General features: G+C 62.9%; 23 protein-coding genes and 1 pseudogene. 12 read left to right on the top strand and 12 right to left on the bottom strand.

Annotation, left to right across the window (positions count from 1 at the left end; translation table 11 throughout):
* From BPHY_RS29475 to BPHY_RS29465, 4 genes are all read left to right on the top strand, one after another.
* On the top strand, positions 1-456 hold the full coding sequence (locus tag BPHY_RS29475) for a ribonuclease (RefSeq protein WP_012405121.1): 456 nt from the start codon (positions 1-3) through the stop codon (positions 454-456).
* Positions 457-810: 354 nt separating this feature from the next.
* Positions 811-1,017 (top strand): AMP-dependent synthetase and ligase, encoded by a 207-nt coding sequence (locus tag BPHY_RS40020; protein ID WP_012405120.1) that lies wholly within the window; start codon positions 811-813, stop codon positions 1,015-1,017.
* A gap of 80 nt (positions 1,018-1,097) precedes the next feature.
* Positions 1,098-1,880 carry a DeoR/GlpR family DNA-binding transcription regulator gene (locus BPHY_RS29470; protein WP_012405119.1) on the top strand — a complete coding sequence of 261 codons (783 nt, stop codon included), beginning with the start codon at positions 1,098-1,100 and terminating at the stop codon, positions 1,878-1,880.
* Positions 1,877-3,046: an MFS transporter gene (locus BPHY_RS29465; RefSeq protein ID WP_012405118.1), complete on the top strand. Its 1,170-nt coding sequence runs from the start codon at positions 1,877-1,879 to the stop codon at positions 3,044-3,046. Before BPHY_RS29470 ends, BPHY_RS29465 begins: the two co-directional genes overlap by 4 nt.
* Before the next feature lie 18 nt (positions 3,047-3,064).
* On the opposite strand, the gene gcvA is transcribed toward BPHY_RS29465, so the two are convergent.
* Positions 3,065-3,952 (bottom strand): transcriptional regulator GcvA, encoded by an 888-nt coding sequence (gcvA, locus tag BPHY_RS29460; RefSeq protein ID WP_012405117.1) that lies wholly within the window; start codon positions 3,950-3,952, stop codon positions 3,065-3,067.
* Positions 3,953-4,074: 122 nt separating this feature from the next.
* On the opposite strand from gcvA, the gene BPHY_RS29455 reads away from it, so the two are divergent.
* From BPHY_RS29455 to BPHY_RS29440, 4 genes are all read left to right on the top strand, one after another.
* Positions 4,075-4,917 (top strand): DMT family transporter, encoded by an 843-nt coding sequence (locus tag BPHY_RS29455; protein WP_012405116.1) that lies wholly within the window; start codon positions 4,075-4,077, stop codon positions 4,915-4,917.
* Positions 4,918-4,998: 81 nt separating this feature from the next.
* Entirely contained in the window at positions 4,999-5,760 is a 762-nt protein-coding gene (locus tag BPHY_RS29450) for a glucose 1-dehydrogenase (protein WP_012405115.1), read from the top strand.
* Between the two features lie 719 nt (positions 5,761-6,479).
* Entirely contained in the window at positions 6,480-7,628 is a 1,149-nt protein-coding gene (locus tag BPHY_RS29445; RefSeq protein WP_012405113.1) for a branched-chain amino acid ABC transporter substrate-binding protein, read from the top strand.
* Between the two features lie 466 nt (positions 7,629-8,094).
* Complete coding sequence (locus BPHY_RS29440; RefSeq protein WP_041765634.1) at positions 8,095-8,787, top strand: CBS domain-containing protein; 693 nt, start codon at positions 8,095-8,097, stop codon at positions 8,785-8,787.
* A 314-nt stretch (positions 8,788-9,101) separates the two neighbouring features.
* On the opposite strand, the gene BPHY_RS42075 is transcribed toward BPHY_RS29440, so the two are convergent.
* The 6 genes and pseudogenes from BPHY_RS42075 to BPHY_RS29410 all read right to left on the bottom strand — a co-directional run bounded on the left by BPHY_RS42075 (position 9,102) and on the right by BPHY_RS29410 (position 15,579).
* Positions 9,102-9,293, bottom strand: a complete 192-nt coding sequence (locus tag BPHY_RS42075) for a hypothetical protein (RefSeq protein ID WP_041765633.1) — start codon at positions 9,291-9,293, stop codon at positions 9,102-9,104.
* Positions 9,294-9,483: 190 nt separating this feature from the next.
* Positions 9,484-11,610, bottom strand: coding sequence for a D-(-)-3-hydroxybutyrate oligomer hydrolase (locus tag BPHY_RS29430; RefSeq protein ID WP_012405110.1), 2,127 nt, complete (start codon positions 11,608-11,610; stop codon positions 9,484-9,486).
* Positions 11,611-11,963: 353 nt separating this feature from the next.
* Positions 11,964-12,893 (bottom strand): DUF2950 domain-containing protein, encoded by a 930-nt coding sequence (locus BPHY_RS29425; RefSeq protein WP_012405109.1) that lies wholly within the window; start codon positions 12,891-12,893, stop codon positions 11,964-11,966.
* A gap of 10 nt (positions 12,894-12,903) precedes the next feature.
* Positions 12,904-14,304: a DUF3300 domain-containing protein gene (locus BPHY_RS29420; RefSeq protein WP_012405108.1), complete on the bottom strand. Its 1,401-nt coding sequence runs from the start codon at positions 14,302-14,304 to the stop codon at positions 12,904-12,906.
* A gap of 321 nt (positions 14,305-14,625) precedes the next feature.
* Positions 14,626-14,910 (bottom strand): annotated as a pseudogene (locus BPHY_RS29415) (TerC family protein); the annotation flags it as partial.
* A 39-nt stretch (positions 14,911-14,949) separates the two neighbouring features.
* The gene (locus BPHY_RS29410) at positions 14,950-15,579 is read right to left on the bottom strand and encodes a helix-turn-helix domain-containing protein (RefSeq protein WP_012405106.1); all 630 of its coding nucleotides are present in this window, start codon (positions 15,577-15,579) and stop codon (positions 14,950-14,952) included.
* Between the two features lie 320 nt (positions 15,580-15,899).
* Between BPHY_RS29410 and BPHY_RS29405 the strand changes: the two genes are divergently transcribed.
* The 3 genes from BPHY_RS29405 to BPHY_RS29395 are packed head-to-tail and all read left to right on the top strand — an operon-like array spanning position 15,900 to position 18,709.
* Positions 15,900-16,967 carry an amino acid ABC transporter substrate-binding protein gene (locus BPHY_RS29405; protein WP_244257707.1) on the top strand — a complete coding sequence of 356 codons (1,068 nt, stop codon included), beginning with the start codon at positions 15,900-15,902 and terminating at the stop codon, positions 16,965-16,967.
* Positions 16,968-16,985: 18 nt separating this feature from the next.
* Positions 16,986-18,326 carry an ArsB/NhaD family transporter gene (locus tag BPHY_RS29400; protein WP_012405104.1) on the top strand — a complete coding sequence of 447 codons (1,341 nt, stop codon included), beginning with the start codon at positions 16,986-16,988 and terminating at the stop codon, positions 18,324-18,326.
* 35 nt (positions 18,327-18,361) lie between these two features.
* Positions 18,362-18,709: a BON domain-containing protein gene (locus tag BPHY_RS29395; protein WP_012405103.1), complete on the top strand. Its 348-nt coding sequence runs from the start codon at positions 18,362-18,364 to the stop codon at positions 18,707-18,709.
* 141 nt (positions 18,710-18,850) lie between these two features.
* On the opposite strand, the gene BPHY_RS29390 is transcribed toward BPHY_RS29395, so the two are convergent.
* From BPHY_RS29390 to BPHY_RS29370, 5 genes are all read right to left on the bottom strand, one after another.
* Positions 18,851-19,852: a transketolase family protein gene (locus BPHY_RS29390; RefSeq protein ID WP_012405102.1), complete on the bottom strand. Its 1,002-nt coding sequence runs from the start codon at positions 19,850-19,852 to the stop codon at positions 18,851-18,853.
* Entirely contained in the window at positions 19,849-20,700 is an 852-nt protein-coding gene (locus BPHY_RS29385) for a transketolase (RefSeq protein ID WP_012405101.1), read from the bottom strand. The genes BPHY_RS29390 and BPHY_RS29385 overlap by 4 nt, the downstream gene beginning before the upstream one ends.
* 29 nt (positions 20,701-20,729) lie before the next feature.
* Positions 20,730-22,058 carry an MFS transporter gene (locus BPHY_RS29380; protein ID WP_012405100.1) on the bottom strand — a complete coding sequence of 443 codons (1,329 nt, stop codon included), beginning with the start codon at positions 22,056-22,058 and terminating at the stop codon, positions 20,730-20,732.
* Between the two features lie 146 nt (positions 22,059-22,204).
* On the bottom strand, positions 22,205-22,954 hold the full coding sequence (locus BPHY_RS29375; protein ID WP_012405099.1) for an SDR family NAD(P)-dependent oxidoreductase: 750 nt from the start codon (positions 22,952-22,954) through the stop codon (positions 22,205-22,207).
* 96 nt (positions 22,955-23,050) lie between these two features.
* Complete coding sequence (locus BPHY_RS29370) at positions 23,051-23,965, bottom strand: LysR substrate-binding domain-containing protein (protein WP_012405098.1); 915 nt, start codon at positions 23,963-23,965, stop codon at positions 23,051-23,053.
* A 1,592-nt stretch (positions 23,966-25,557) separates the two neighbouring features.
* Here BPHY_RS29370 and BPHY_RS42930 point away from each other — a divergent pair.
* Complete coding sequence (locus BPHY_RS42930; RefSeq protein ID WP_157686864.1) at positions 25,558-26,358, top strand: hypothetical protein; 801 nt, start codon at positions 25,558-25,560, stop codon at positions 26,356-26,358.
* The last annotated feature ends 240 nt before the right edge of the window (positions 26,359-26,598 follow it).

Here is a 26,598-nt window from a genome sequence, read left to right as displayed (position 1 = left end):
GTGAAGAGCGCATGGGCATTCGGTTGCATCGTCGCCTTGAGCGTGACCCTCGGCGGATGCGGCAAAGGGGGATCGCAAAACGCCGCGGAGGCATCAGGCGCGTCCGCGAGCCAGGCACCGGCTCAGCCGGCGCAGGTTGCGAGCAGTCCACCTGCCGCATCGGGCGTGCTGGCCGCTGTCACCAAAGCACAGTTGCCAGCAGAAGCCGCCGAAACACTTCGGCTGATCAAGGCGGGCGGCCCGTACCCGTATAGCGAGGACGGCGTGCTGTTCCGTAACAGTGCGCAGTTGCTGCCGCAACATCCGCGCGGCTACTACCATGCATACACGGTTCGCACGCCCGGCTCGGCGGATCGCGGGCAGCGCCGGATCGTATGCGGTGGACCGCGCAAACAGGTCGGCGACTGCTATTACACCGACGATTACTACGTCAGTTTCAAGCGCATCGCCGACTAGGAACTGCGTCTCTGCGGTCCGGGGCACGCGGTGCACAGGTGACTCGAACGGTTCGATCAGGAAATCCATGTGGTGCATTCGCGAGCACCGTATTGAACGAAGCAACCGTTGCACACATCTCGCCGCGAGACGGGGACTCGCCCATCTTCGATAACACGCAATGGAGGTATTGGGCTACATAAGCCGCGTTGCGCTGCATGCGCACGGATAAGTCGTACGCCCTATTCCCGGACGCGTTGCGCCGTTCCACACTCGTCGCAATCCGATGCCTCTTGTACTGACGCGCGAAGCTGACGTCCCGGTCCGAGCGCGTCCATAACAAAACAGAGCATCGATCACATTCCGGAGGGCAGCGTGACACTCTTACCGTTTTGGCCTGCAAGGCTCTACCGGCACCTGGAGTCGCCACGCACGTCCCTTTACTACAATCTCGAAGTCTCCGCGACGCGATATCCCGGCAAGGCAGCCATCCACTATTACGGTACTGCGATCAGCCAGGCGCGATTGCGCAGCGACGCCGATGCACTCGCAGGCTTTCTGCAACACCGTTCCGCGGCCTGAACCGCGGGTAAAGCGTCGGCATGATGACATGCACGTTTGTGCACGTTTACATTCTTGTTGTTGCACGATAACATGAGCGCATGAACGATGACATTCCTCTCGCCCGCCGCGACGAGATCGCCAACCGGCTTGCGCAGGGCCAGCCTGTCGTGGCGGCCGCACTGGCCGCCGAATTCAATCTCTCCGAAGACGCCATCCGCCGCGATCTCCGCGCGCTGGCGGCCGAAGGACGCTGCCGGAGAGTCTATGGCGGGGCGCTGCCCGTCACGCCCGCTTCCGTACCGATGGCGAGCCGCATCGACAAGGCGCTGGAGCGAAAGTCGGCCTTGGCTCGCGCGGCCGTGCCGCTGATCGAGGTTGGCGAACTCCTGTTTCTCGATAGCGGCAGCACCAATCTCGCGCTCGTCGACCTGTTGCCCGAGGATGCCGGTCTCACCGTGGCGACCAACTCGGTCGATATCGGTGCTGCCGTGCTGCGGCGGTCCGACATTCAGCTCGTCGTCATAGGCGGAGCGGTCGATCCAGCCGTCGGCGGATGCGTCGATGCAAACGCTGTACAGACGGTCACGCAAATGAATATCGATCGATGCTTCGTCGGCACCTGCGCGATCTCGCCGAAGAGCGGCATCAGCGCGTTTGATCTCGCAGACGCGACTTTCAAACGCGCCGTGCTGGCGGCCAGCAAGCATAGCGTGGTGCTGGCTCTCACCGAAAAGTTCGATACTCGCGCCCCTTACAAAGCGGCGACCATCGGCGAGATCGATTGCGTTGTCGTCGAACACGATCTGCCGCGTGCAGCGCGTCAGGCCCTGTCGAAAGCCGGCACGTCGGTCGTGGCGGCCGACGTGCCAGACAGCCCATGAACACGTGGTCCACTTCGTCAGAGCGTCAGGCGATGGCGGCCTGCGCGCCCGCGGCACGGCTTGCCACACGTCTTGCGTTCCTCGTGGCGGGATTCGGCGTCGCCTGCTGGGCGCCGCTCGTTCCGTTCGCCAAGCAGCGGCTCGGCGTCGACGACGGCGCACTCGGTCTGCTGCTGCTTTGCATCGGCCTCGGTTCGGTGATTGCCATGGTGGTGACGGGAGCGCTCAGCGCGCGCTACGGCAGCAAGCCGATCATCGTCGCGGGCGGCGTGGGGATGGCCGTCGTTCTGCCGTTGCTCACCGTCGTCGATACGCCCATTACGCTCGGTGTTGCCTTGCTCGCGTTTGGCGCGTTCCTCGGCTCTCTCGATGTCGCGATGAACATCCACGCGGTCGATGTCGAGCGCACGGAAGGCCGGCCGTTGATGTCGGGATTTCATGCGCTGTTCAGCGTCGGCGGATTCGCTGGCGCAACGGTGATGACTTTCCTGCTGTCGTTGCACATCGGCACGCTCGCAAGCACGGTGCCATGCGCCGTTCTGATGGTTGTCGCGATCGCGGTGGCGCGCTCCCGTCTGATCGTGACGGTCCAGGCGAGCAGCGGCCCGCTGTTTGCGTTGCCACGCGGCATCGTGCTGATGCTTGCCGGGCTGGCCGCGATCACGTTTCTCGTCGAAGGCGCGCTGCTCGACTGGAGTGCACTGCTCATCACGGGCACGGGACTGGTTGCAGCCCCGCAGGGAGGACTCGGCTACATGTTCTTCTCGATCGCGATGACGGCCGGCCGGTTCGGAGGCGACGCGCTGACCGCGCGCATCGGCGACCGCGCGACGATGTTCTGGGGCGGCGTGCTCGCCGCGCTTGGCTTCGTCGTGCTGCTGACGGCTCCCGTAGCGGCAATCGCGATGACCGGCTTCGTGCTGATCGGGCTCGGCGCATCGAATGTCGTGCCCGTGCTGTTCCGGCGCGCAGGCTCGCAGCGTGCGATGCCATCCACGCTCGCGGTCGCGGCGATCACGACGACGGGATACGCCGGGCATCTCGCCGGACCGGCCGGCGTGGGCTTCATCGCCAAAGCAGCAGGGTTGCCGGGCGCCTTCTGGTTGCTGGCCGCGCTGCTTTGCCTCGTGCCGATATGCGCGCGCCCAGTCACGCGCGAATCGTGACGCGGCCGCCTGCGTCCATCAACACGCCCCCTCGCGCTCGAGCCATGTCCGGAACAGCCCGACCAGTTCATCGCCGGACTTTTCGTCCGGAACGTAACTGCAATAGCTGCGCGACGGCAGACGCGGAGCGCTGAACGGCGCGACGAGCCGGCCGGCGGCGAGATCGTCGGATACGAGCGCGGTCGGACCCATCGCGACGCCGATTCCGTCGATGGCCGCCTGCAAGGTCAGATAGAAGTGGTCGAACGTCAAGGTGGCCGCCGGCCTCATCGCGGGAATCTGCGCGCTCGCCAGCCAGTCAGGCCAAAGCCGCGGAAGACTCGAGGTGTGCAGCAACGTGTGCTGTCGCAAGTCGGCCGGCGATCGAAGCGGCACTCGCTGCAGCAGCGCCGGACTACACACGGGAAGCCGCTCCTCGGACAGGAAAGACCGCATCGCGTAGCCATAGAACGTATCCGGACCGCCCCGTATCACGATGTCGTAGTTTTCTTTGAGACTTTCCAGCGGACCGTTCGAGGTCTCCACCTTGACCTCGACGTCGGGATGCGCCGCGCGGAATCGCGCCAGCCTCGGCACCAGCCAGCGCAACGTGAATGTTGCGGGCGCATTCACGGACAATGTGCGGGCGACGGTGTCGGGCACGCCGTATCTCGCGGTCGCCTGCGAAAGCTGTTCGAACAGCGGGCCGACTTCCTCCAGATACGCCTTCGCCGCATGCGTCAGCGTCACGCGCCGGTTGCGCCGTTCGAACAACGATACCCCCAGCCACGCTTCCAGCAGGCGCACCTGCTGGCTCACCGCACCGTGAGTCACGTGCAATTCGGCGGCGGCTTCCTTGAAGCTGCCGAGCCGGCCTGCAGCCTCGAAGGCCCGCAAGGCGTTGAGCGGCGGCAGTATCCGTTTCATTTCAATAGTTTTTCTAACGCGAGCCGTCAATTTATCTGGTTTGTTAGGCCCGGACAAGATAGATATCCTGCTCATCAAAACCCTGACGATATCTCCCGCTCTGCTTCCGACCCGACAACCTTATGCTCAGTTATACCGGCGGCATCGTGCTTTTCGCCGCCCTCCTCCACGCGAGCTGGAACGCGATTCTTCACGGCAACCGCGACCGCTTCCTGTCGATCACCTGGATGAGCATCGCGATCGCAGTGGCCGCCACGCTCGTCGTCCTGGTCAATCCGTGGCCGCCGCGCGCCTCATGGCCGTACATCGTCGCATCGGGGCTCGTGCATATCTTCTACAACATGAGCCTCGTGCGCTCCTATCGCCGCCATGACCTTGCGGTCGCCTATCCGATCGCGCGAGGCTCATCGCCGCTGCTCGTCACCCTCGGCGCAGCGCTCTTCGCTCACGAGGCAATCGGTCCTTTGCACGCGCTCGGAGTCGCAATGATCTCGGGCGGCATCGTTGCGCTTGCATTGCAAGGGCATCGCGTGTCGCGCACGGGCGCGATGGCCGCGCTGACCACGGGTGCGACGATCGCGCTCTATACCGTGATCGATGGCATCGGCGTGAGGTTGTCCGACGGACGGTCTTTTAGTTATACCGCGTGGATGTTCCTGTTCTACTGGCTGATGCCGGTGCTGTTCGTCGCGGTGCGTGGCTTCACGCCGCTATGGACGCCTGTACGCGAGCAGCCGCTGTCGATCGGCTCGTCGATGGTCGGCGGCATGGTGTCGATTGCGGCGTACGGCATCGTGATCTGGGCGCTGCAGTCGGGCGCGATGGGCGCGGTATCGGCGTTGAGAGAGACGAGCGTGGTGTTCGCTGTGCTGATCGGACAGATGTTTCTGCGGCAGGCGGTCAGCGGCACGCGCTGGCTCGCCTGCCTGGTCGTCGCGGCGGGAGCGGTTTGTCTGGGCCTCTGAGAGACGCGCAGCGCGTCGAGCCTTCAGCCGATGGCTCCCACTCGACAACGTTTATCGCATCACTACTTGAAGGTTCGCCAAATGAATATTCTCTCGCAAGCGCCGCTCATTCTGATAACGGGCGGAGGCCGTGGCGTGGGCGCAGCGACTGCACGTCTTGCCGCGGCACAAGGCTATGATGTCGCAATCAGTTTTCTTTCCAACGAATCTGCCGCCCTTGCGGTCGCGGCCGACGTAAAAGCGCACGGCCGCCGGGCGCTAGCCGTGCGCGCGGACAGCGCAGATCCCGCACAGGTCGCCCGGCTATTCGCCGCGATCGACCGCGAGTTCGGCCGGATCGACGTGCTGGTGAACAACGCCGCGATCATTGCGCAGCAGTCCCGGCTGGAGGATCTGGAATTCGAGCGGATGCAGCGTATTTTCGCGGTCAATGCGATCGGCCCTATCCTCTGTGCGCAACAAGCGGCGAAGCGTATGTCCCGGCGTCACAACGGGCGGGGCGGCTCGGTGATCAACATCTCGTCGGCATCGGCGCGGCTCGGCAGCCCGAACGAATATGTCGACTACGCGGCGTCGAAGGGCGCCGTCGAGACGTTCACAACCGGCTTTGCAAAAGAAGTCGCTCGAGACGGGATACGCGTGAACTGCATTCGCCCCGGGCACATCTACACGGAGATGCATGCCAGCGGCGGAGAGCCGGGACGGGTGGATCGCGTGAAGGAATCGATTCCGATGGGAAGAGGCGGTCAGCCCGACGAGGTAGCGCGGGCGATTCTGTGGCTCGCAAGCGCGGAGGCTTCCTTCGTCACGGGCACCTTCCTCGACGTCACGGGCGGCAAGTGAGCAGCCCGATGCTGCATGCCTTATGTCGCCCCTGGCAAGCGGACCGACATATGCCGGCCGAAGTCCGCCCGTCGCCGGTTCGCAATGCCGAACCAATCCCCAAAGGCCGCGACCGGGACAAACATCCCGACGCCGCGGCTTGCGAGCGCGTTTGATGGGCGCCAGGAGCGGTGCGCGCAGCGTTGCTGAAAACCCGCATAGCCAAGTCGCTGATATGCATCGCGACAGGGCCTGCGCGTCCGCGCGCCGTCGCTCATTACGGACTGTAGGAGCTTCAGACCTTGCTGCGGCATCAAGTTCGCTTGCGAGCCGAGCCCGCATCTCATTCCCCGTTCGCATCGCCGGCGCCACGCCGCCGGGCGCTAAAACCGCTTCTGTCATCGCTAAGCGGAGCGTGGCATCGTGCGCGCGGGAGTATTTGTCCCGATTGCTTCGACGGGCAGGGCTATGCCGAAATGCGCATTGGAATTGTCGCCAGCGGTCAAGACCAAACGATATTGGCTTCCTATAGTCGCTTCTGGCGACCGCTGCGGCGTTTCTGATCCGGAGCAGTTCGACCGATACCGCGCCTACTAGAGAGGAGCTTCACACGCAGTTGATGCGGACAAGAGCCGTGCACCGGCCGCCGCCGCGCTCGCGCACCACGCGGGAAGCGGGTGAGCATAGCCGGCATGCACGACCTGGCAGTGACCTCATGCTTGACGACAAAGGGAAATAACATGCGTTTTACGAAAAGTCTCTCCCCTATCGCAGTTGTAGTCGGTTCGCTTCTCGCTGTTGCACCGCTCGCCGCGCATGCGGACACCGTTGTAAAAGTCGGGTTTGCCGCGCCGCTCACCGGACCGAACGCCAATTACGGCAAAGATCTGGAGAACGGCGTCAAAATGGCGCTCGACGACGCCAAGGCGCAAGGCGTCAAGATCAATGGCCAGCCCGTCACCTTCCAGCTCGTCGCCGAAGACGACCAGGCCGACCCGCGCATCGGTGTGCAAGTCGCGCAAAAACTCATCGACGAAGGCGTGTCGGTCGTCGTCGGCCACTTCAACTCGGGTACGACCATCCCCGCTTCGAATCTCTACGAGAAAGCGGGCCTGCCCGACATTGATCCTGCCGCCACGAACCCGACGATCAGCAGTCGCGGCTTCAAGAACATGTTCATGGTGATCTCGAGCGACGCGCAAAACGCGGGCACTGCGGGTGCCTATGCGGTCGAGACGACGAAGGCCAAGCGCATTGCCGTGATCGACGACCGCACGGCGTTCGGCCAGGGCGAAGCCGACGAGTTCGTGAAAGCGGTCAAAGCGCACGGCGGCGACATCATCGATCGCGAGTACACGACGAACCAGGCGACCGATTTCAAGACCCAGCTCACGAACCTCAAGGCGAAGAACCCTGATCTGATTTTCGTCGGCGCCCTCAATCCGCAGGCGGCCGGCATCATGAAGCAAATGAATCAGCTCGGCATCAAGGCGCAGTACGTGGGCGGCGGCGGCGTGAAGGACATCGATTTCATCAAGCTCGCGGGCGATGTGTCCGAAGGCGCAATGGCATGGGAATACGGCCGTCCGCTCGACAGCACGCCCGTAGGCGCGAAGTTCGCCGAGCGCTTCAAGCAGAAGTTCGGTGAGGACGTGCTCTCGTATGCGCCGTTTGGCTATGACGCGGCGTGGGCTGCCATCAAGGCGATGCAGGCCGCCAATTCGACGAAGCCCGACGACTATCGCTCCAAGCTGCAGAGCATCAGCTTCGAAGGCATCACCGGTCATATCGAGTTCAACGCGAACGGCTCCCTGAAGAACGGCTCATCCACGGTCTATCAGGTGAAGAACGGCCAGTGGGTGACGGTCAAGACGGTAAGCGGACTCTGATCGCTCATGCAAGGCCTGCCGCCAGCGGCAGGCTGTCTGCGCAGCGCCTTGCTGGGCGCCGCGCTTTTGCATGTGCCGCCGGATTTGACCGGTCTGGATTCTGAAAGACACGAGAAAGAAAATATTCAGCCACGCGATAGATTCCCCGCATGAGATTTCCGTATGAACGGGCGACCTGCAATAAAAGCCCGAGTTGCATTTGCTTACATCACTAGCGGCACATACCATCAGAAGGCCCGCCTCTTTTCCCCTGCGTTGCACGCCACATTCCCCTTCCCTGCCCGCTTCGCGCAAATTGCGCCAATGGCCGGGATCCATTGAATTGCGCTGACGGCACTACCCGCCAGCCCTGTTCGGAACGTCAAGGCGTCTCAGCACCGCGTGCCTTGGCGGCGGTGCGTCTGCCCTAACCATGCGGCGGGAGCAGCGGATGACAACCCGTCGTGCACAAGCCAAAGGAGCGATCATGCGCGCACTCGACATCATGACTACGTCCGTCGTCACGGCCACACCCGACATGTCGATCCACGACGCGGCCAGACTGTTCGTCGACAACCGGATTAGCGGCATGCCTGTCGTCGACGGGGAAGGACAGGTCGTGGGTATCGTCAGCCAGGGCGATCTGCTGCATCGCGTGGAGAACGGAACGGGTCACGGTAAGCGCCGATGGTGGCTCGACTTTCTGCTGTCCTCGCCTCGCGAGCAGGCCGCGCGATATGTGAAGGAGCACGCCCATGTGGTCGGCGATGTGATGTGCGACCGGGTGATTTCGATTACCGAAGACATGCCGCTCGACAGGATCGCAGATCTGATGGAACGCCGGCATCTGAAGCGCGTACCCGTGCTCAAGGACGGCAAGCTGGTCGGAATTGTGAGCCGTTCGAACCTGATCCGTGCACTCGCCAGCGTCGCCCCGCCGGCGGACGCCGCTGCGCATGACGATGCGAGTGTGCGCGACGCGATCGTGCTGGAAATGCATGGACAGCGCTGGGGACTTTCGAAACACGGCGTGATCGTCAAGGATGGGATCGCGCATCTTTGGGGCGTCGTCGAGTCGGAAGAGGAAAAGCGCGCCATCTGCATCGCCGCCGAACGGGTACCGGGCGTCAAGCGCGTGGAGCATCACCTCGAGTTTCCAAACGTGATACCGACACTGTAGTGCCAGATAAACCTCGGACAGAAGAAGCGCGATGCATGCGCATCGCGCCAGCTGTTTAGCGGCCCGGTGTCGGAACCCCGTTTATATTGCGTCTCTCGCGCGATGTTCATCGTCGCGCACCGCGCGTTTGGTGATCGGCGAAGGGATCGCCGATCGAGCCGCGATTCCTTCAATACGATCGCCGTCGTGGTGGTCGGGAGCAGCCGACGGATGACGTGTGTGCTCGAATGATGATCGAGCGCATGGCGTTTTTACAGACTAACGCCGTTATAGCTATCGTCAGGATCAATCGTCGCTCGCCGACAGCCACGCTATCAATCCGGGCACGTCAATTCAGGCATCAACGAAGCCGGGGAAAAGTCCACCAGGATCGACTGTTCGCCAAGCGCCAGCCAGCCGTTCCACGCCGGGTTTTTCTCACGAGCCATGAAAAGCAGCAGGATCACAGCAACGACGACATGAACCCAAAAGGCTGCCTGCTCCAGATCCGCGAAGTCATGTCTCATGTCTCGCTCCCGCTGAAGTCTCCGACCGTTTCCGGCTCATGGATGGGGTCGGGTAGTCCGTCGCTATCCAGCCGGCAGTAGCCCGGCATCACATGAGGTGTGGCGCCTCATTGTGTAAACGAAGCCCGGCAGCCCAATCTCAAACTGCAAATCGAACAGCCGGGATGCGCCGGCGTGACGGACTCGTGCGTCAATGCGGCACGTTCACGATGCCGTCATCGACGCTGATCGCATTGCTGCCGGGATTCGCAACGATGGCCGGCAGGTTTGCCACACCAAGCGGCGGAGCCTTGCCCGGATCGCCACCTCTCGGTATCGTGCGGATGACCTGCGACGGCGGCAGCGGCGTGCCGCTCTTCAGGTGATTCCACATCAGATCGAGCGCCTGAATATTGTAGTAGTGAACCGGCACGAAGCGCGTATCGAAGCCAGCCACGCCGAGGAATGCATCGAAGTGCTGCCCGTTCGTCACTTCATAGAACGACAGCCTGCTGCGCGAACCTTCTCTTTGGCTGTTCGCGGCGAGATACGCCCGCGAAGCGTGATTGATCGGCACGAGCGCATCGCTACGTCCCTGGACGATGATGGCAGGCTTGCCATGCAGGTTTGCGTTCACGCTGATCGCTTCGACACTGCGACGCATGCGAGGATCATTACCCGTCCACAGCGCACGCAGGCAGGCGGCACCCTTGAAGCTCGCATCGGACGTCGCCAGCCGATGATCCGCGCCGCTTTGCGATGCGCCGTTGTAGACCAGATTGATACCGTTGGTGGGCGGCACGCCGTTACCCAGCCCGAAGACGGTCGGCATCGGCGGAACGGCGGGCGCAACGCCCGCTGCGCCCGTCGACGCATTCGTTGTGCCGAAGCTGAATCCACACAAATTGTCGATCACGCTCGACCTCGTGTACGCGTCGGCATACGTCACTGCGACAGCGGGCACTGCCTGCGAGTCCCACATCGGCGCTTGCAGGACGTCTGAATCCGCTTCATAGCCGGCCTGGTGCAGCAACGCGAGCGCGTCGTTCGCCTGGGTTTGCACGTCGCTGCCGTGCACGTACCCCGCAGCCGCGAGTGACGCGCATCGCGCGGTGCGAATGGCATTCGTCGTCGCAACGGGCAACGCCGTCAGATACGGTGCGTTGGCGGCGGCGTCCGCGAGTGCGGCGCACGGCTGGAGCAGGTTGGCCAGCGTCATATAGTCGGCGAGCGGTTTGCCCGCCGCCGCGATAGGCTGACCGCCTTCCTTGACCTGCGCATGGCCGGGCAGGCGCACGTTGATCTGCGGCTCGCCCACGACTACGGCCGTGATCCAGCCTCGCGTATCCTGCTCGGCCGCTGCCAGCGACGCGCCGCCGCCGTTGCTCACGGAAGCGGCGATGGTGGTGATGTCGCCGGCTTCGTAACGTACGCCGGCAGCCGATGCGCCGATGCGCGGCCCGAACTGCTGGTTAAGCGCCCAGTACGCAAACTGGATCGCGGCGAGCGTGTCCCTGCCCCAATCCGCCTCCGGATTCTGCTGCGAGTGCGCGTGCTTGAAGGCGTAGCGGTACGGGTATTTCTGGTTATAGTCGGCAAGCGAATCCGCAGGCACATTCGCCGTGAACAGGCTGCTGCGTCCCGCGGTGGCGGCATCGGCGACACGGCCATCGATCAGCGTAACGAGGCCTGTCATCAACTCGTTGGCACCGTTGCCTGAACCCTTGTCGGTATAAGCGACAGCGCAGCCCCGCTTCAGCCCCCACTCCCCAGCCGCCGAGATAGCGCCGTACACGCCGCGCGAGCCGGACGACGTTGCCGTCACGATGCACGGGCTTCTCGGGTTAAATGCAGCCGGCACCTGGACGAGCAGGCTGACGTTACGACGCCCCGTGCCGTCGTCGGCATACGCAAGATACTCGGTACCCGCGATTTTTCCTTCTCCGAGTGTGTCGCCGCCGGAAAGGTCGACATTCGGCCCCCAGAAGCGACCGTAGCCCCCGTTCGCGGTCATGTCGACAAGCGCACGGTAGTTCGACCAGATCGCCAGCCTGCGCAGTTCCGCTGCCGTCGGGGCGGCGGGATTTGCAATGGCGGGCGCCGCGCCCGCCAGTCCGGTTTTTCCGAGGCCGGCCGTCAGCAGATCGTCACTGACACCGTCATAAACGGTTGTTCTCAGACTGTCTGCAACAACGAACGGCGGCAATCTGTTGAGCTTCCCCCGACCCTCATCCTGGTCGCCTGCTTGCGCGCCATGCGCGAGCGCCGCGCCGGCTATCGCCAGCGCTGCATTGCGCAGCACCCTTCTGCTCCAGACTGCCAACGGTATACCCATCATTGCTGTCTCCTTGTTTTTGGTTGGACAAGACGCACTGCCGGTGGACAAGCTTTTGGGCGCCGGATCCCGGCGTCGTTAGACAGTAGGACATTCTGCGCGCCGATACCAGCCAGAAACGCGCATACAGGGGACGCGATGTTGAGCGCATTGTTGCATACGCAACATGGGTGACGAATCGACTTTCGAAGGGTGCTGCAAGGCGCGGACGCAAATATCGGCAATCGCGAGACACGCCACGAGGCGGCGTCCAATGTCAGCCGGACCCGTAAAGGTCTCAGGGTGCGGATTTCGTCTCGCGACTTCGGCTGGCGCCCGAGTGAACGCACTCTTGAAACCGGGCCGTCGACAGGAGATTACTGAACATCGGCATCAGGCACCTTGCTCCAGCCCGGCCCCGGATCGAACGACTTCGTCGCCTCGGCTTTGGCGGCGCTGTCCGGTCCGAGGTCTCGCTGATAGACCTGTCCCGCATGGCTCACCATGAAACTCTTGATACCCGTTTCTCCGTATTTCACCGGCCAGGCGATCACGGCAAATCCGCCAAAGAGCTTTCCGTGCACGACGTAGCCATATGCGCCGCCGGGCGCGTGCGGCCCTTGCGAATCGAGCAGCTTGTAGTGGTATCCGTAGTAGCCGGCATTCTTCGCATTGCGCGAGCTGGCATCGACGAATGCGTCGCCGAGTGGACTCGCCGGTTCGCCCGGGCCCGTCGGCCAGTACAGGCCGTCGTGTTTTCCGGACGAACTCACCATCCGCGACGCATAGGCAAGCACGCCTTCACCGTCGTGAGCGGTTTGCGCGTATTCACGCTGCGCGTCATAGATCGCGAGCATGGTCTGGATGACGGCGAGCTCATTGCGTCCAATTCGACGCAGGCGCATTTCTTCCGCACCGGCGCGGGTATCGAAGCGCCATCCCTGCCCGGTCTTCACAAGCGGCACCGGAAACGTCCAGCCGCTGTCGCCTACGACGATATGGGTGTGGCCCGCCTCCACCGGCTCGATGGTATGGGACTTCGCCCACTCGGCAACAAACGTGTCCCGCACTGCTGCACCAGCGGGTGGAATCAGTTTGCGAAAGTCATCGCCGAAGATCGTGCGCAGCGCGTCTTCGCGGTCTTTCACCACGGCATCGCCGAAAGCTTTCATCGCGGCCTCCGGCGAGGTAAAGGTCTTTTGCGCATACGCCGCAGTGGTCGTCGCGGCCGACAGGACGGCTACGGCCACGAGGCTTGCGAGTTTGAGCGTGCGCCGTTGCGGGGCGACGCGTGAATGGACATTCATGATTCACTCCTTAACGCCTGCCGCGGAACCCGCCGCCACCGCCGCGCATGCCGGCGCCTCCGGAGGGCCGGTTAAAGCCCGAGCCCTGCACGCTCGATCGGCCTCTGTCGAAGTTGCGCTGCGCGCTTCGGCCGCTCCCGCCCACGCCGTTGAAAGCGCTGTCGCGCCCGCCGCCGACACCGCCAGCGCGATCGCCGCTGCTGACGCGATTCACGTCGCCTCCTGCGCGATTCGAGCCGCCCCGGTTTGCACCGGCAGAACGGTCCGCCGTGGCTGCGCGATTGCCTGCCGCGGCCCGATCACTCGTTCCGGCGCGGCCACCCGTGTCCGCGCCACGGCCGCGGTACTGATCACGCGTGCCGGCACGCGGCGACTGACCGGCGAATTTATCGCGCGTGGCATTGTCCCGATAGGCGACGCCCTGTCGATGACTCGCATCATGCTGCCACCGGCCGCCCTGCGCTTGTACCTTGTTGCGATCGAAGTTGCGATTGATGTTCGCCGCCTTGTCGACGTTGATATTGACGTCGCCCCCACCCCAACACGAGTTGCAGTTACTGAAGATTGCGCCGGCGGCGGCGAGACCAATGCCCCAGGCGAACCCCGTCGCAAGCGCGGCACCAGGGTAGTAGCCAGGGTAATACGCGGGATACGGCGGCCAGTAGTATGGCGGATACGCCGGATAGCTCCACGCTCCATAGACGACCGTCGGGTTGTACGCCGGTACGTAGATCACCTGGGGATTCGCCGGTTCGATCCGCACGATCGTCGATGTGCCAGCCTGGCTGCCTGCCGGTGCGGGCTCGACGATCACGTTCTGCTGCTCGTTCGATGTCAGGTTGCCCGACTCCTGCGCTCGCGAACGCAACCGCTGCACCGCGTCGAATACCTCTTTCTGCTGGGCGAGAAAAGCGTCGCCGAGCCGCTGTGTCCAGTCGAGCTTGTCGCTCATCGGCTCCAGGATTTGCGGGAACGCCACCATCGATTTCACGCTGGTGTCCCAAGGTTGATCCGCAACCGCCTGTACGGCGGCATCGCCCTTCACATTCGGATTGGCCTTCACCCAGCGTGCCGCGTGCACGATTTCCAGCGGATACGTCGATGCCATCAATACCTGAGCCAGCACCGAGTCCGGGTAGAGCGCGATTGGTGCGACCAGGGCCTCGATCTCCTCTGGCTTGAATGGCGCAGGCCCCGATGACTCCAGGCGTGACGGCGGCGCAGAAGGCATCGACGTGGGACCGGTTGGCGCAGCAGCCGCCGGCACTGTGCCCGGTGGTGCGGAGCCAGACGCAACAGCGCCCGATGGCGCGGACCCCGCCGCACCGTAGTCCGCACACGATGACATTGTCGTCAGCACGAGCGGACATAGAAACAGCGCGCTCGCCGATCGGGCTCTCCAGCTGGTCATAGCCACTCCTTCCGGCCGTGTGTTGACGCGGACAACGATATGGCGCGCAAACGTCGAGTATCCATGAGCCCACCTACGGGAACCACGAAGCAACCGTCCAATGCGGATCACCGGCTTACGCGGTGGCTGCCTGCCGTGACGGCCAATTCAGAACGCAGCGTCGTGGTTTTGCTCCGCTTCCGTTTGCTGGCGTGATCGATCTTCGTCGCAGCGGCAGTCGTGCGCCCGATCTGCCGCGGGTCTGCAGGTAAAAGACTGAATGCTTTCAGCCTATACGCGTCGAAATGAATCATGTATTGGACCTTGGTCCAATGACTGGTAATCGTGCGCGGGCGCCATCAGGCGCACGCCGATCCACAGCAGGAGCACACCGCCGGCAAGCTTGAGAAACGGCAAATTCAGCAGCGCGACCACAAACGCGATCAGCACCACGCGCAGGAGGATCGCACCTCCCGTGCCCCAGAGAACGCAGCGCCGACGTTGCCGCTCAGGCAGGCTGCGACAGGCGAGCGCGATCACAACTGCGTTATCGCCACCCAGCAGCACGTCGATAATCAGTATTTCGATGACGGCGGTCCAATTGAGCGTAACGATAAATTGAGTCATGGCAGCGGAGAATGCGAAGTCGTACGGCTCGCGAGACCGTCACCTGCACCGCGCAATCGCGTCAAACGCATCTGCTACGACGGAATCGGCTTGCGGCCACGTCGAGTGCAGGCCGGGAGCATGGTCCTTTGGCGCGCTCGCGCCGGTGCGCACGAACACGCGCGCTCCCCGGCCGCCACGGCTCGACGCAACGTATCGTGCAACCTGCAAGGTACCGTCGGCCAGCATGTCACGTGCGGCGATGAGTATTTCGTTGCGGCTCGTGCCCAGTCGCTCCGCCAGCTCCACCGCGGTGCACTGGCTGCCGTCCGCCAACAGCGTCTCGATCCTGCTGGCGAGGCGCTCGGACCTTCGCTTCTGCCCATTCAAACCCGCCGGTTTCGTCGACAGCACCATCGGGGCGGCTCGCTGCCTGATCGCATCCAGATCGGTTTGCACCTCTCTCGCGACCTTCCCAGGATTGCGCGCGCGATAGCAACGCTGGTCGATATCCAGTCGACAAAGCGGGTTGTCGAAGATCACTGCCAACTGGTCGACGCTGAAGCGCGCGCGCAGCGCCCGCCACACGTCTTGCCATGCGTCGCACAGACCGCTGCGAGCGAGGTCGTAGGCGCTTTGCCTGATCGATTCGCGCGTTTCGATGAGATCCCAGTTGATCGAACGCTTCATGACGGTTCCGTCGCTGCGTCGAAATCTGTTTGGCCTTCCGGCCGACGAGCCGTTTGCCGTCGCGCCGGTTCGGGATGGTATGGCGTTCGCATTGCTATCCTCAAGCAGGAAAATGCGTCGAATCAAGAATATGCTTCGCTTCCAACGCGTGATATTGGACCTTGGTCCAATAGGGCTGACGAGCAGTTTGGGACACGCAAACACCACTTGAACTGGACCCACTTTCAGCTACAACGTATTTGACGCTGGTGTCATATCAAGTGGATGGCAAACGTTGCGCGCCTGACCGGATTCGATCCCGAGCGCGATGGCGACATGCCGTGAACGCGAACTTTCAGCCCGAGGAGCCGATGAATACGCCAGCGTGGAGCTTCGTCGCAGCCGTCCGCGCGGTCCTGCTCGCGGCGCTCCTGACGGGTTCGGCCGTCGCCACCGCAGCCGGATCGGAAACGCTCGCGCACATCAAGGCACGAGGTACGCTGCGATGCGGCATCAGCGAAGGCATCGCGGGCTTCTCGGCAGCCGATGGGGCCGGGCACTTTTCAGGCATCGATGCCGATTTCTGCCGCGCGGTCGCGGCCGCCGTGCTAGGCGATCCCAACAAGGTTACCTTCGTCCCGCTTAAGGCTTCGGCACGCTTTCCCGCGCTCAGAACGGACCGCATCGATCTGCTCGCGCGCAACACCACCTGGACGCTGCTCAGGGAGGGAACACTCGGCATCCAGTTCGCGGGCATTCTCTTTTATGACGCGCAGGCGTTCATGGTGTCCAGGAAAAATGGGACAGCGTCCTCTTCGCTGAACGGAGCTACCGTCTGCGTGCAGCAGGACACGACGAGCGAGCGCAATCTGATGGGCTACGCGAGCGCGAACTCGCTGAACGTGAAGCCGCTCGTCGTCGGTTCGGTGCCGGAACTGGCGCAAGCCTTCTTTTCCGGCCGATGCAGTGCAGCGACGGCCGACGCATCGCTGCTCAGCGTGCTGAAGAGCCGCGCTCCGGGAGGCGCGTCGACGGTCGAGATATTGCCCGAGCGCCTGTCGAAGCAGCCGCTCGGACCGGCCGTTCGCGGCGACGATGACGCGTGGCTCGTCGTCGTTCGCTGGGTGCTCTTTACGCTGATTACAGCCGAGGAACTCGGCGTGACCCGCGAGAACTACGCCGCGCGTGTCCGCGATCCGCTCGTGGCGCGCGCGCTCGTACCGGACGCCACCGTCACCGCCACGCTCGGCATCGAGCCCGGCTGGACGCTCAGGGCGCTGCAGAGCGCGGGCAACTACGGCGAAATGTTCGAGCGCAATCTCGGCGCGGGAAGTCCGCTTGGGCTGGAGCGCGGACTCAACAATCTGTGGACGCATGGCGGTTTGATGTACGCCCCGCCGATGCAATAGCGATGGCACGGACGGATCATGAGCGACTGGCAGATCTATCTAGTGGTCGGTGTGTTTTCGGTGGTCATCCTCGTGATCGCCTTCGACGTGATCGACATGGCCGTAGCCGCGCTCGTCGGCGCGAGCGCACTGATCGCGCTGGGCATTCTGGAAGAAAAGGATTTGCTGGCCACAGCGCGCACATCGGCGGGTCCAATCAGCCTGCTGTTCGGCGGCATGATCGTCGCGCGGATCCTCTCGACCACGGGCCTGTTCGATCTGGTCGGCGACTTCTATCTCAGGGCGACGGCGGGCAGCGGCAAGCGCTTCCTGCTTCTGCTGATCGTAATCGTCGCGCCTTTGTGCGCTCTGCTTCCCAACGCGACAACGGTGATCCTGCTTGCACCCATCATCGTTCGCGTGGCGCGGGCGCTCGACATCGACATCGTCCCGCCGCTGATCCTCACCGCGATCCTCAGCAATGCCGCCGGCCTGCTGACGCTGGTCGGCGACCCCGCGACCTTCCTCGTGGGCAGTTCCATCGGCATGACGTTCGGCGAATATCTCAGGCGCGCGAGCCTCGGCGGCGTGCTCGCGATCCTCGTGGCGATCCCGTTGCTGCCCGTGATGATGCCCGGCATCTGGCGGATGGCGAGGCCGTTGCCGCCGCGTACAGCGCGAGCGCAACTGAAGCGGCCCGTCTACGCCGTGTTCGCGCTGGTCGTCCTGATGCTCATGATGGTGCTCTTTGTGATGGGCGAAGACCTGCCGACGCGCATCGTCCCGCCCGTGGTGGCCGTTATCGCCAGCGCGCTCGCGTTACTGGTGGCCTTCGCCTTCAAGGTCGAGCCGACCGAAAACGTACTGCGCGACGTCGACTGGAAGACACTCCTGTTCCTGTCGTGCATTTTTTGCCTCGTGCAAGGCATGGCAAAGACGGGCCTTCTGGAGGTCATGTCGGTCAAGCTGTATGAAGTGTTCGGGACGCGCCTGACGCTCGTTGCACTTGCGATGATCTTCGGCATCGGCGTGCTGTCTTCCGTGCTCGCGAACGTGCCCGTCGCGGCGGCGTCGATCGTGATGGTCAAGGGGTATCTCGTCACGGCCGAATTCGTTCCTGACGCCGCGCTATCGGATCAGTTCACGCAGTGGCCGCCTGCCGTCATCCCTGTTTTCGTCGGCATGATGTACGGCGCGACGCTGGGCGGCAACGCGACGCTCGTCGGCTCCGCGGCCAATATCGTCGCTGCCGGGATCTGTGCGCGGGAGGGCACACCCGTCAGCTTCGGACGGTTTCTGCGCTATGGATTGCCCGTCACCGCCTGCCAGCTCGCGGTCGCGGCCGGCTATCTGGTCGTGCTGACGAAAGTGCTGCATTGAATGCGCCAGCAGACCGTCGAATCAGAGAGGCAACCATGAAAGCATTCCACTTCGGCAGTTTGCTGGTCGTCGCCGCATGCGCGACGTCGAACGTATTCGCGCAAGCGTCAAACGCCATGCCGATGGCGTCGAGTCCCGCTGGCGGTTCAGGCAAAGGGGCGACATCCGACAAACAACTCGCTCGCGATGTGCGTAAGGCGCTATCGAAAGCGCCCCACTTCAACGTGTCGAACGTGTTCGTCAAGGCGCGCGGCGGTGTCGTCACGCTGTCAGGCAGCGTGTCGGACGGTGCCCAGATCCAGCAGGCCACAGAAGTTGCAATGGGGGTGCCGGGCGTAACGTCGGTGAATAACCATCTGACGATGTATACGAAAGGCTATTAGCAACGTCCGTCCCGGATTCGAATGGCACTGTCTCGGGCGGGGTGCGCCAGGCAAGCATCGACGCATCTCGCCGTCATGGAAAAACCCACCGGATGGTGGGCTGAATCCATGTCCGCCATTCGCGCACGTAAAGTACGCCGGCTATGCCAGCCACTTCTTGATGTTGGCCGCCATCACGCTCGTGGAAATGCCATAGCGGTCGTGCAGCGTCGGCAGCGCCCCTGCATCGAGGAATGCGTCGGGCAGCGCGATCTGCCTGAATGAACAGGACACATGGGCGCTCAACAACGTCGTCGCCACTGCTTCGCCGAGGCCTCCGACGACGGTATGATTCTCGGCAACAACGACCATACGCCCCGAGCGCCTCGCTTCGCGAATGATGCTTTCCGTGTCGAGCGGCTTGATGGTCGGCACGTGCAGCACGGCGACATCCACGTTGTCCGCTTCTAGTGCCTTGGCGGCTTCGAGCGCGCGCATCGTCATCATCCCCGACGAAACGATGAGCACGTCGGCGCCGTCGCGAAGCATCTTTGCCTTGCCGAGTTCGAACCGATAGTCGTACTCGTCCAGCACAGCAGGTACATTGCCGCGCAACAGGCGCGCATAGACAGGCCCCTTGTGAGCTGCGATGGCGGGCACCATCTGCTCGATATCCAGCGCATCGCACGGATCGATGACGGTCATGTTCGGCATCGCGCGCATCAGCGCAAGATCTTCCGCGGCCTGGTGACTTGGACCATAACCCGTGGTCAAACCCGGCAGAGCACAGACGATTTTCACATCCAGGTCGTCTTCGGCGATGGTCTGGTGAATGAAGTCGTACGCGCGTCGCGTCGCGAATACCGCATACGTGGTGACGAACGGCTGTGCGCCTTCGTGAGCGAACCCGGCCGCAGCGCCCATCAGCAACTGCTCCGCCATGCCCATCTGGTAGTAGCGCTCCGGAAACGCCTTCGCGAAGATGTGCAGGTCGGTGTACTTGCCGAGATCGGCCGTCATTCCGATCACATTCGTTTTCGTACGCGCCAGCTCGGCGAGTGCGTGACCGAACGGTGCGGAGCGCGTGATCTGTCCTTCACCTGCAATAGACGCGATCATCGCAGAGGTCTTCAGGCGAGGCTTTTTATCGATGACCGAGTTCATGCTTTTCTCCCTGCGAACGTTGCGTCAAGTGCTTCGAGCGCGAGCGTCCACTCGTTTGGATCGACGCGGATAAAGTGATTCTTCTCGCGCTGCTCGAGGAACGGCACGCCGCAGCCCATCTTCGTGTCGCAAACGATGATGCGCGGTTTGGCTTCCTTCAGGTTTCGCGCGTTGTCGAACGCCTGCTTCACGGCGTCGATGTCGTTGCCGTTCACGCGCTGCACATACCAGCCGAACGCTTCGAGCTTCGGCACGAGCGGCTCGAAGGCCATGATTTGCGTCGAGGGGCCATCGGCTTGCTGATTGTTCACGTCGATCATCGCGATCAGATTGTCGAGCTTCCAGTGTGCCGCCGACATCAGACCTTCCCAGATCGCCCCTTCATCGAGTTCGCCATCCGAGAAAAGCGTGTAGACGAATGACGTCGAGCCCTTGCGCTTGAGCCCGAGGCAACGGCCCACCGCGATCGTCAATCCTTGCCCCAGAGAGCCGCCGGACATCTCCATGCCGGGCGTGTAGCTTGCCATGCCGGACATCGGAAGACGGCTGTCGTCGCTGCCGTAGGTTTCGAGCTCTTCCGGGGGAAGAATGCCCGCTTCCAGCAATGCTGCGTACAGCGCAATCGCGTAGTGTCCGTTCGACAGCAGGAAGCGGTCGCGATCTTCCCAGTCGGGATCGGCGGAACGGTAGTTCATTGCGCCGAAGTACGAGACGGCCAGCACATCGGCGATATCGAGTGCCTGCCCGATATAGCCCTGGCCTTGCACTTCGCCCATCAGAAGGGCATTGCGTCGGATGCGATAGGCGCGCTCGGCGAGCGTCACATCCTCGATGACGGGAGTACTCATTTGCATGTCTCCAGAAAGAAAGTTTCGATTCAGCGATTGACGGTTCGGGCGGGAACGAAAAACACCATGACCGCGCCAAGCACCACCGCCGATGAAATAAAGAGCAGGCCCGCAGTGGACTTGCCTGTGAGGTCGTTCAACCAGCCCACGATGGCGGGCGAGAAGAAGCCCGCAAGATTGGCGAAGCAGTTGACGGCTGCGATGCCCGCCGCTGCCGACATGCCGCCGAGTACGGCTGTCGGCAGCGCCCAGAAGAGCGACGACGAGGCGAGAATGCCGGCCGCTGCAACGCTCACGCAGACTATCGAAGCGCCCACGCTGCCGAGCATCGGCAATGTGGCGAAGCCTGCTGCCGACACGAGCATCGGAATTGCCAGGTGCAGACGGCGTTCGCGTCGCTTGTCCGCACTGCTTCCAAGCAGGGGCAGTGCGATGATGGCGCAGATGTACGGGATCGCAGTCAGGATGCCTACCCACAGCGGGTCGACAACGCCCGTGCGCCGGATGATCGTCGGCAACCAGAAAGTGAGTCCGTACTGGCCAAGCACGACACAGAAGTAGATGGCGGCCATCAGCCACAGACGCCGGTCGGCGATGAACCCGCGAATCGACACATGCTCGGTGGTCTGGGTGCGATCCTTGTCGACGTTGCGCTTGAGCAAGGCCTTCTCGTCGTCTGTCAGCCACTTCGCGCCCGCGATGCCGTTGTCGAGATAAAGGATGATGGCAAAGCCCAGCACAAGCGACGGAACGGCTTCGAGCATGAAAAGCCACTTCCATCCCGCGAGGCCGTGCAGCCCCTGAAACGAATGCATGATCCAGCCCGACAGCGGCCCGCCTACGATGCCCGCGAGCGGAATCGCCATGAAGAACATCGACAGCGCCTTTGCACGCCGTGCCGCAGGAAACCAGTACGTGAGGTACAGAATCACGCCGGGAGCAAAGCCCGCCTCGGCGACGCCAAGCAGGAAACGCAAGACATAAAACACAGTCGGCGATTTGACGAACACGAAGCTGGCCGAAATGAGCGCCCAGGTGAGCATGATGCGCGCGAGCCAGTTGCGCGCGCCGACCTTGTGAAGAATCACATTGCTCGGCACTTCGAAGAGAAAATAGCCGAGAAAGAATATGCCGGCGCCAATGCCGTATACCGTTTCGGAAAAGCGCAGATCATTCAGCATCTGAAGCTTCGCGAAGCCGACGTTGACGCGGTCGAGGTACGCGCCCAGGTAGCACAGCATCAGGAATGGAATCAGACGGCGAGCCACCTTGGCATAGGTTCTCGCTTCGAAGCTGACGACGTCGTCGGACGCGGAAAGCTCTGCGCCGATCATGGGCGAGGCGATTTTGGATTTCATCGGTTGTCTCCTGTTGGCCAGACGCATGCCATCGATGCTTTGCCTGACCGCAAGCTTGTGAGCCGTTTTTTTGCGGCGCGACGCCCCGTGTGTTCCGGGTGCGCCGTGAGCGTGCATGTCGTAGCGACGCGCACGCGGCTTCATCGTCAGTGAATCAGCATGCCGCCGTTGACATCGAGCGTGATGCCCGTGAGATATGTCGACAAGTCGCTTGCCAGGAAGACGCAGGCGTTGGCGATATCGTTCGCTTCGCCGAGACGTCCAAGCGGAATGCCCTTGATGATGTCGGCACGCATTTCCGGCGTCAGCTTGTCGCCTGTGATGTCAGTCTGGATGAGACCCGGCGTGATCGAATTCACGCGGATGCGATCGGCGCCGAACTCGCGCGCCATGGCCTTGGCAAGACCGAGCACGCCCGCTTTTGCTGCGCTATAGTGCGGGCCGCCAAAGATGCCGCCGCCGCGTTGTGCGGAGACGGAGGACATGCATACGATGCTGCCGCTTTGCTGCTTCTTCATCCAGGGGATGACCGCTTGCGACATGTAAAGCGTGCCGAGCAGGCTGACGCCAATCACCGCGTCGAAATTTTCGCGCGCGATCTCCAGCGTCTTGATGGGCTGCGTGATGCCCGCGTTATTCACCAGCACATCGATGCGACCGTATGTGTCGATGACGGCATTGGCGGCGGCGACGCATGCAGCCTTGTCGGTGACGTCGCAAGCAAGGCCCAGGTGGCCGTCCCCGAGGTCACGCGCGGCGCTTTCGGCGTCGGCCTGCTTGAGGTCGAGGATCGCGACGCGGGCGCCTCGCGCGGCCATCGCTTTGGCCGTCGCCTTGCCGATACCGCGCGCCGATGCCGCGCCCGTGATGATGACCACTTGATTCTTGAGCAACATGTCGGTGTCTCCGTCGATGAACTAGGTGTAGGCGAAGTGTCTCCGCCTGTGACCCGACCATCAACGCAGTTTTGCTCAATCGATGCTGAGAAAATTTCAGCTGCGGGATTTCCCTGAGGCGTTGGGCGCAGTGCGCTCGATCTCCTGCTCAATCCATGCGATGAAGCGAGCCACTCTCGGCAGATCCGCGTTCTGGCTCGGGTAAACCAGATGATGAGCGCCTACCTCGACTGAATGCGCATCGTCGAACACGGGCACCAACGCGCCTTCCCGAATCTTGACGGAAGCCAGCATCAAACTTTCCAACGCAATGCCGAGTCCCAGCGCAGCCGTCTCGATCGACATGTAGGAACGGTCGAATGAAAAATCGAAGGTCTTTTGCGCGCCCGCGACGCCGACACGTCCAAACCATTGTCGCCACTGGACAAGCGGCGTTTCGGAAAAAATGAGCCGGTGCGCGAGGAGATCGTCGGGGGACTTTACCGGGTATTGCTTCAGATATTTCGGCGAAGCCAGCGGCGCGATGCACTCACCCCGGAGAGTCTTGACTTCGACATGGGTCCATTCGCCGTATCCGTGACGGATATCGATGTCGTAATAGCCATTGGAGAACGAGACATTTTCATACGAGCATGCAAGGTTCAGCTGGATGTCTCCATTCGCTTCCTGGAACGAAGCCAGCCGTGGCATCAGCCACATGAGACCGAAGCTCGGGCTCGAATGGACACGCAGGATGTCGACCTCCTTACGGCTCGACGCCCGCTCGGTTGCGCGGCTGAGGTCTGCCAGCGAGCCTGTTACATCGGCCAGATAGCGCTCGCCCGTAGGCGTCAGAACGAGGCCGCGCCCGGTTCGCTGGAACAATGGCTGGCCAATGATCGACTCCAGATTGCTCAGTTGGTGGCTGACCGCGGATGCTGTCAGGCCGAGCTCCTCGGCTGCGCGGTTCACGCTCCGGGTTCTGGCAATGCATTCGAAGGCCACGATGGCCTTGACGGGAGGAATACGCATGGTCGAATTGTTGTGAATCGATGCCGCTTCCACACTTCAACATGTTCTCTTTTTGGTTTCGCAGAGAATGGAGCATGGCTTGGCAGCAGTCTTATATCGATAGCCGATGAGATCTTATGCTTTAAGCAGAGCGCCGTCCGCCACCACGGCGATCAGGGGAAATGGGTGCACGTAAAACGCGCAGACGCCTTTGAACAAGCACCCCCGCCAGGAGGCACCATTCTAAGAGTCGCCATTTTCTCCATCGTACGAAAATGGCAACCAGCAAGTCAGCCCCTTCTGTCCGGATAGTGTTCGCGTCTGGCGATACTGTCGGCAATCCTCGATCAGGAAGACCGCTGCTGCTCGATGGAACTCGCCCGAATCGATTGTACTTCGGCATTCTCGGGCACAGTCCAGCTCAATCGGTCCACCGACATACTATTGTGCAATATGCGTTGTTTAGCGCTTCTGCAATCTTTCAACGACACACTTCCACATCTGCATTTCCCGCTCGACTAGCGCCTCGCCTTCCGTGGAATCTATTGAATTGGGTGGGCCCCGCCATGTCGGCGGTCGCACAATTCAATTGCGTTCGGATACGCAGGCACAGCGAATGCGTACCTGCATCGTGTCGTCGCCACTGTGGAGTCATCGCGAATGGCGCACCGGCCGGCGACTTCGGCCACCCGTCCAGATCCGCCACAAAGATGGCGAACGCCTTCATCGCTCGAAGACGTACGATAGAAAACCGGTTGACCGCTGCCATTGCCGTGGCGGAACCAAGGGTTTGAACGCGCAGAACGGTCCCGCGGCGCATTTCGATGAGCATTCCGCAAGGGGACGGTACATGAATGTAGTGACTGGAAAAATTAGACGAAACGATCCGAAGCGGGTTGTAACGTCTAGCCGGGCCGAGTTCCCACATGCGGATGCAGGTCTGGCCGAACTTGCGCCTTCGGGTGCACGTCTTCCTGATGCAGACATCACGGCTGTACCGCCCCTGCGGGGCAAGCGCCTCGCGCTTTGGGTTGCGTGGGCAATCGCCTCATTGGGTGTCGGGGTCGCGGGTATCGTCGCGTTCGGCGACCGGTTCGGCCATGATCAAGCGCTCGGGATTATCGGGTCCACGTCGCCGTCGCAACACACTTCCTGGTCCGGTGATGTCGCGCCACCATCGCCGCCCCCCACTCGCGAAACTGCGGTTGCCAGTGCCGAATCCGCCCCGCCTGTGTCGCCCGCTTCATCCGATCGACTCCCTGGACCTACTCCGGATCCCGCTCCTCCACAGTCGGCGGCTACACGAGTGCCTGCTCAAGCCAGCAACGCCACCGCACAGAATCGCAGCCATCCGGCGCCGCACGTCGGAGCCGTCTCGCGGCAGGCGTCCAGGATCGTCCGGCCCACGTCGCGAGCGCAACAGACGTCTTCGACCGCTCATGTCGCAAGATCATTGGCACCTCCTGACCAGACAACGGCAATTGGCGATGCTGAGCGCGCTCGGCCAGCGGGTACCGCTTCGTTCGATCACAACAGCGCACCTTCTCCTGACGCTCCATCACTGAAGCTCGCTGAAGGACAGCCTGCAGGCAGTCACGGCGGAGGTGGCTCGAATGCAGGCGGTGCTGGTGCTGGTGCGGGTGCGGGTGCGGGTGCGGGTGCTGGCTCTGGTGCTGGCTCTGGTGCTGGCTCTGGTGCTGGCTCTGGTGCTGGCTCTGGTGCTGGCTCTGGTGCTGGCTCTGGTGCTGGCTCTGGTGCTGGCTCTGGTGCTGGCTCTGGTGCTGGCTCTGGTGCTGGCTCTGGTGCTGGCTCTGGTGCTGGCTCTGGCTCTGGTGCTGGCTCTGGCTCTGGTGCTGGCTCTGGCTCTGGCTCTGGTGCTGGTGCTGGTGCTGGTGCTGGTGCGGGCGGTCACGGCGGGCCGGGTGCGGGTGCAGGCGGTGCGGGTGCAGGCGGCACGGGTGCTGGTGCCGGTGGTGCTGGTGCTGGTGCCGGTGGTGCTGGTGCCGGTGGTGCTGGTGCGGGCGGTGCTGGTGCCGGCGGTCACGGCGGGCCAGGTGCGGGTGCAGGCGGCGCAGGTGCCGGAGGCGCAGGTGCCGGAGGCGCAGGTGCCGGAGGCGCAGGTGCAGGCGGCGCAGGCGCAGGCGGCGCAGGCGCAGGCGGCGCAGGAGCCGGAGGCGCAGGCGCGGGAGGCGCAGGTGCGGGCGGCGCAGGCGCGGGCGGCGCAGGTGCCGGAGGCGCAGGTGCCGGAGGCGCAGGCGGTCACGGCGGAGGCGGTCATGGCGGGGGCGGAAATGGCGGCGGCGGAAATGGCGGCGGCGGATCCAGGTAATCCACCCCACCCTGCTTGCAGTCGCTCGTTCGCGCAAACGAAAAAGGCGATGACGGGGACCAGACGAGTAATCCCCGTCGTATGACGCATGAAGCGCGAGGTCCCGTGCGTATGCCCATCAACCTGGCGAAAGCTCCGATAGCTGTATGCAACTGCCCACCCCGTACGAGGCACGGAGAAGCGCTTCGGCCAGATGCGCGTCCATTTACTCTGTAGAAGAACGGCATAACGGAACCGGCCGCTCTCAGCCACACGCAGCCCGCTAACCGGCAACCGGTCGCCCGGCGAACGGGCGACCTCGAGGTGTGGGATCCGATTCGTCGAA

Origin of the sequence: Paraburkholderia phymatum STM815 (genome assembly GCF_000020045.1) — a bacterium.
Taxonomy (GTDB): Bacteria; Pseudomonadota; Gammaproteobacteria; order Burkholderiales; family Burkholderiaceae; genus Paraburkholderia; species Paraburkholderia phymatum.
Note: the sequence above shows the minus strand (reverse complement) of the source record. Positions and strands in the feature narration are given on the sequence as shown.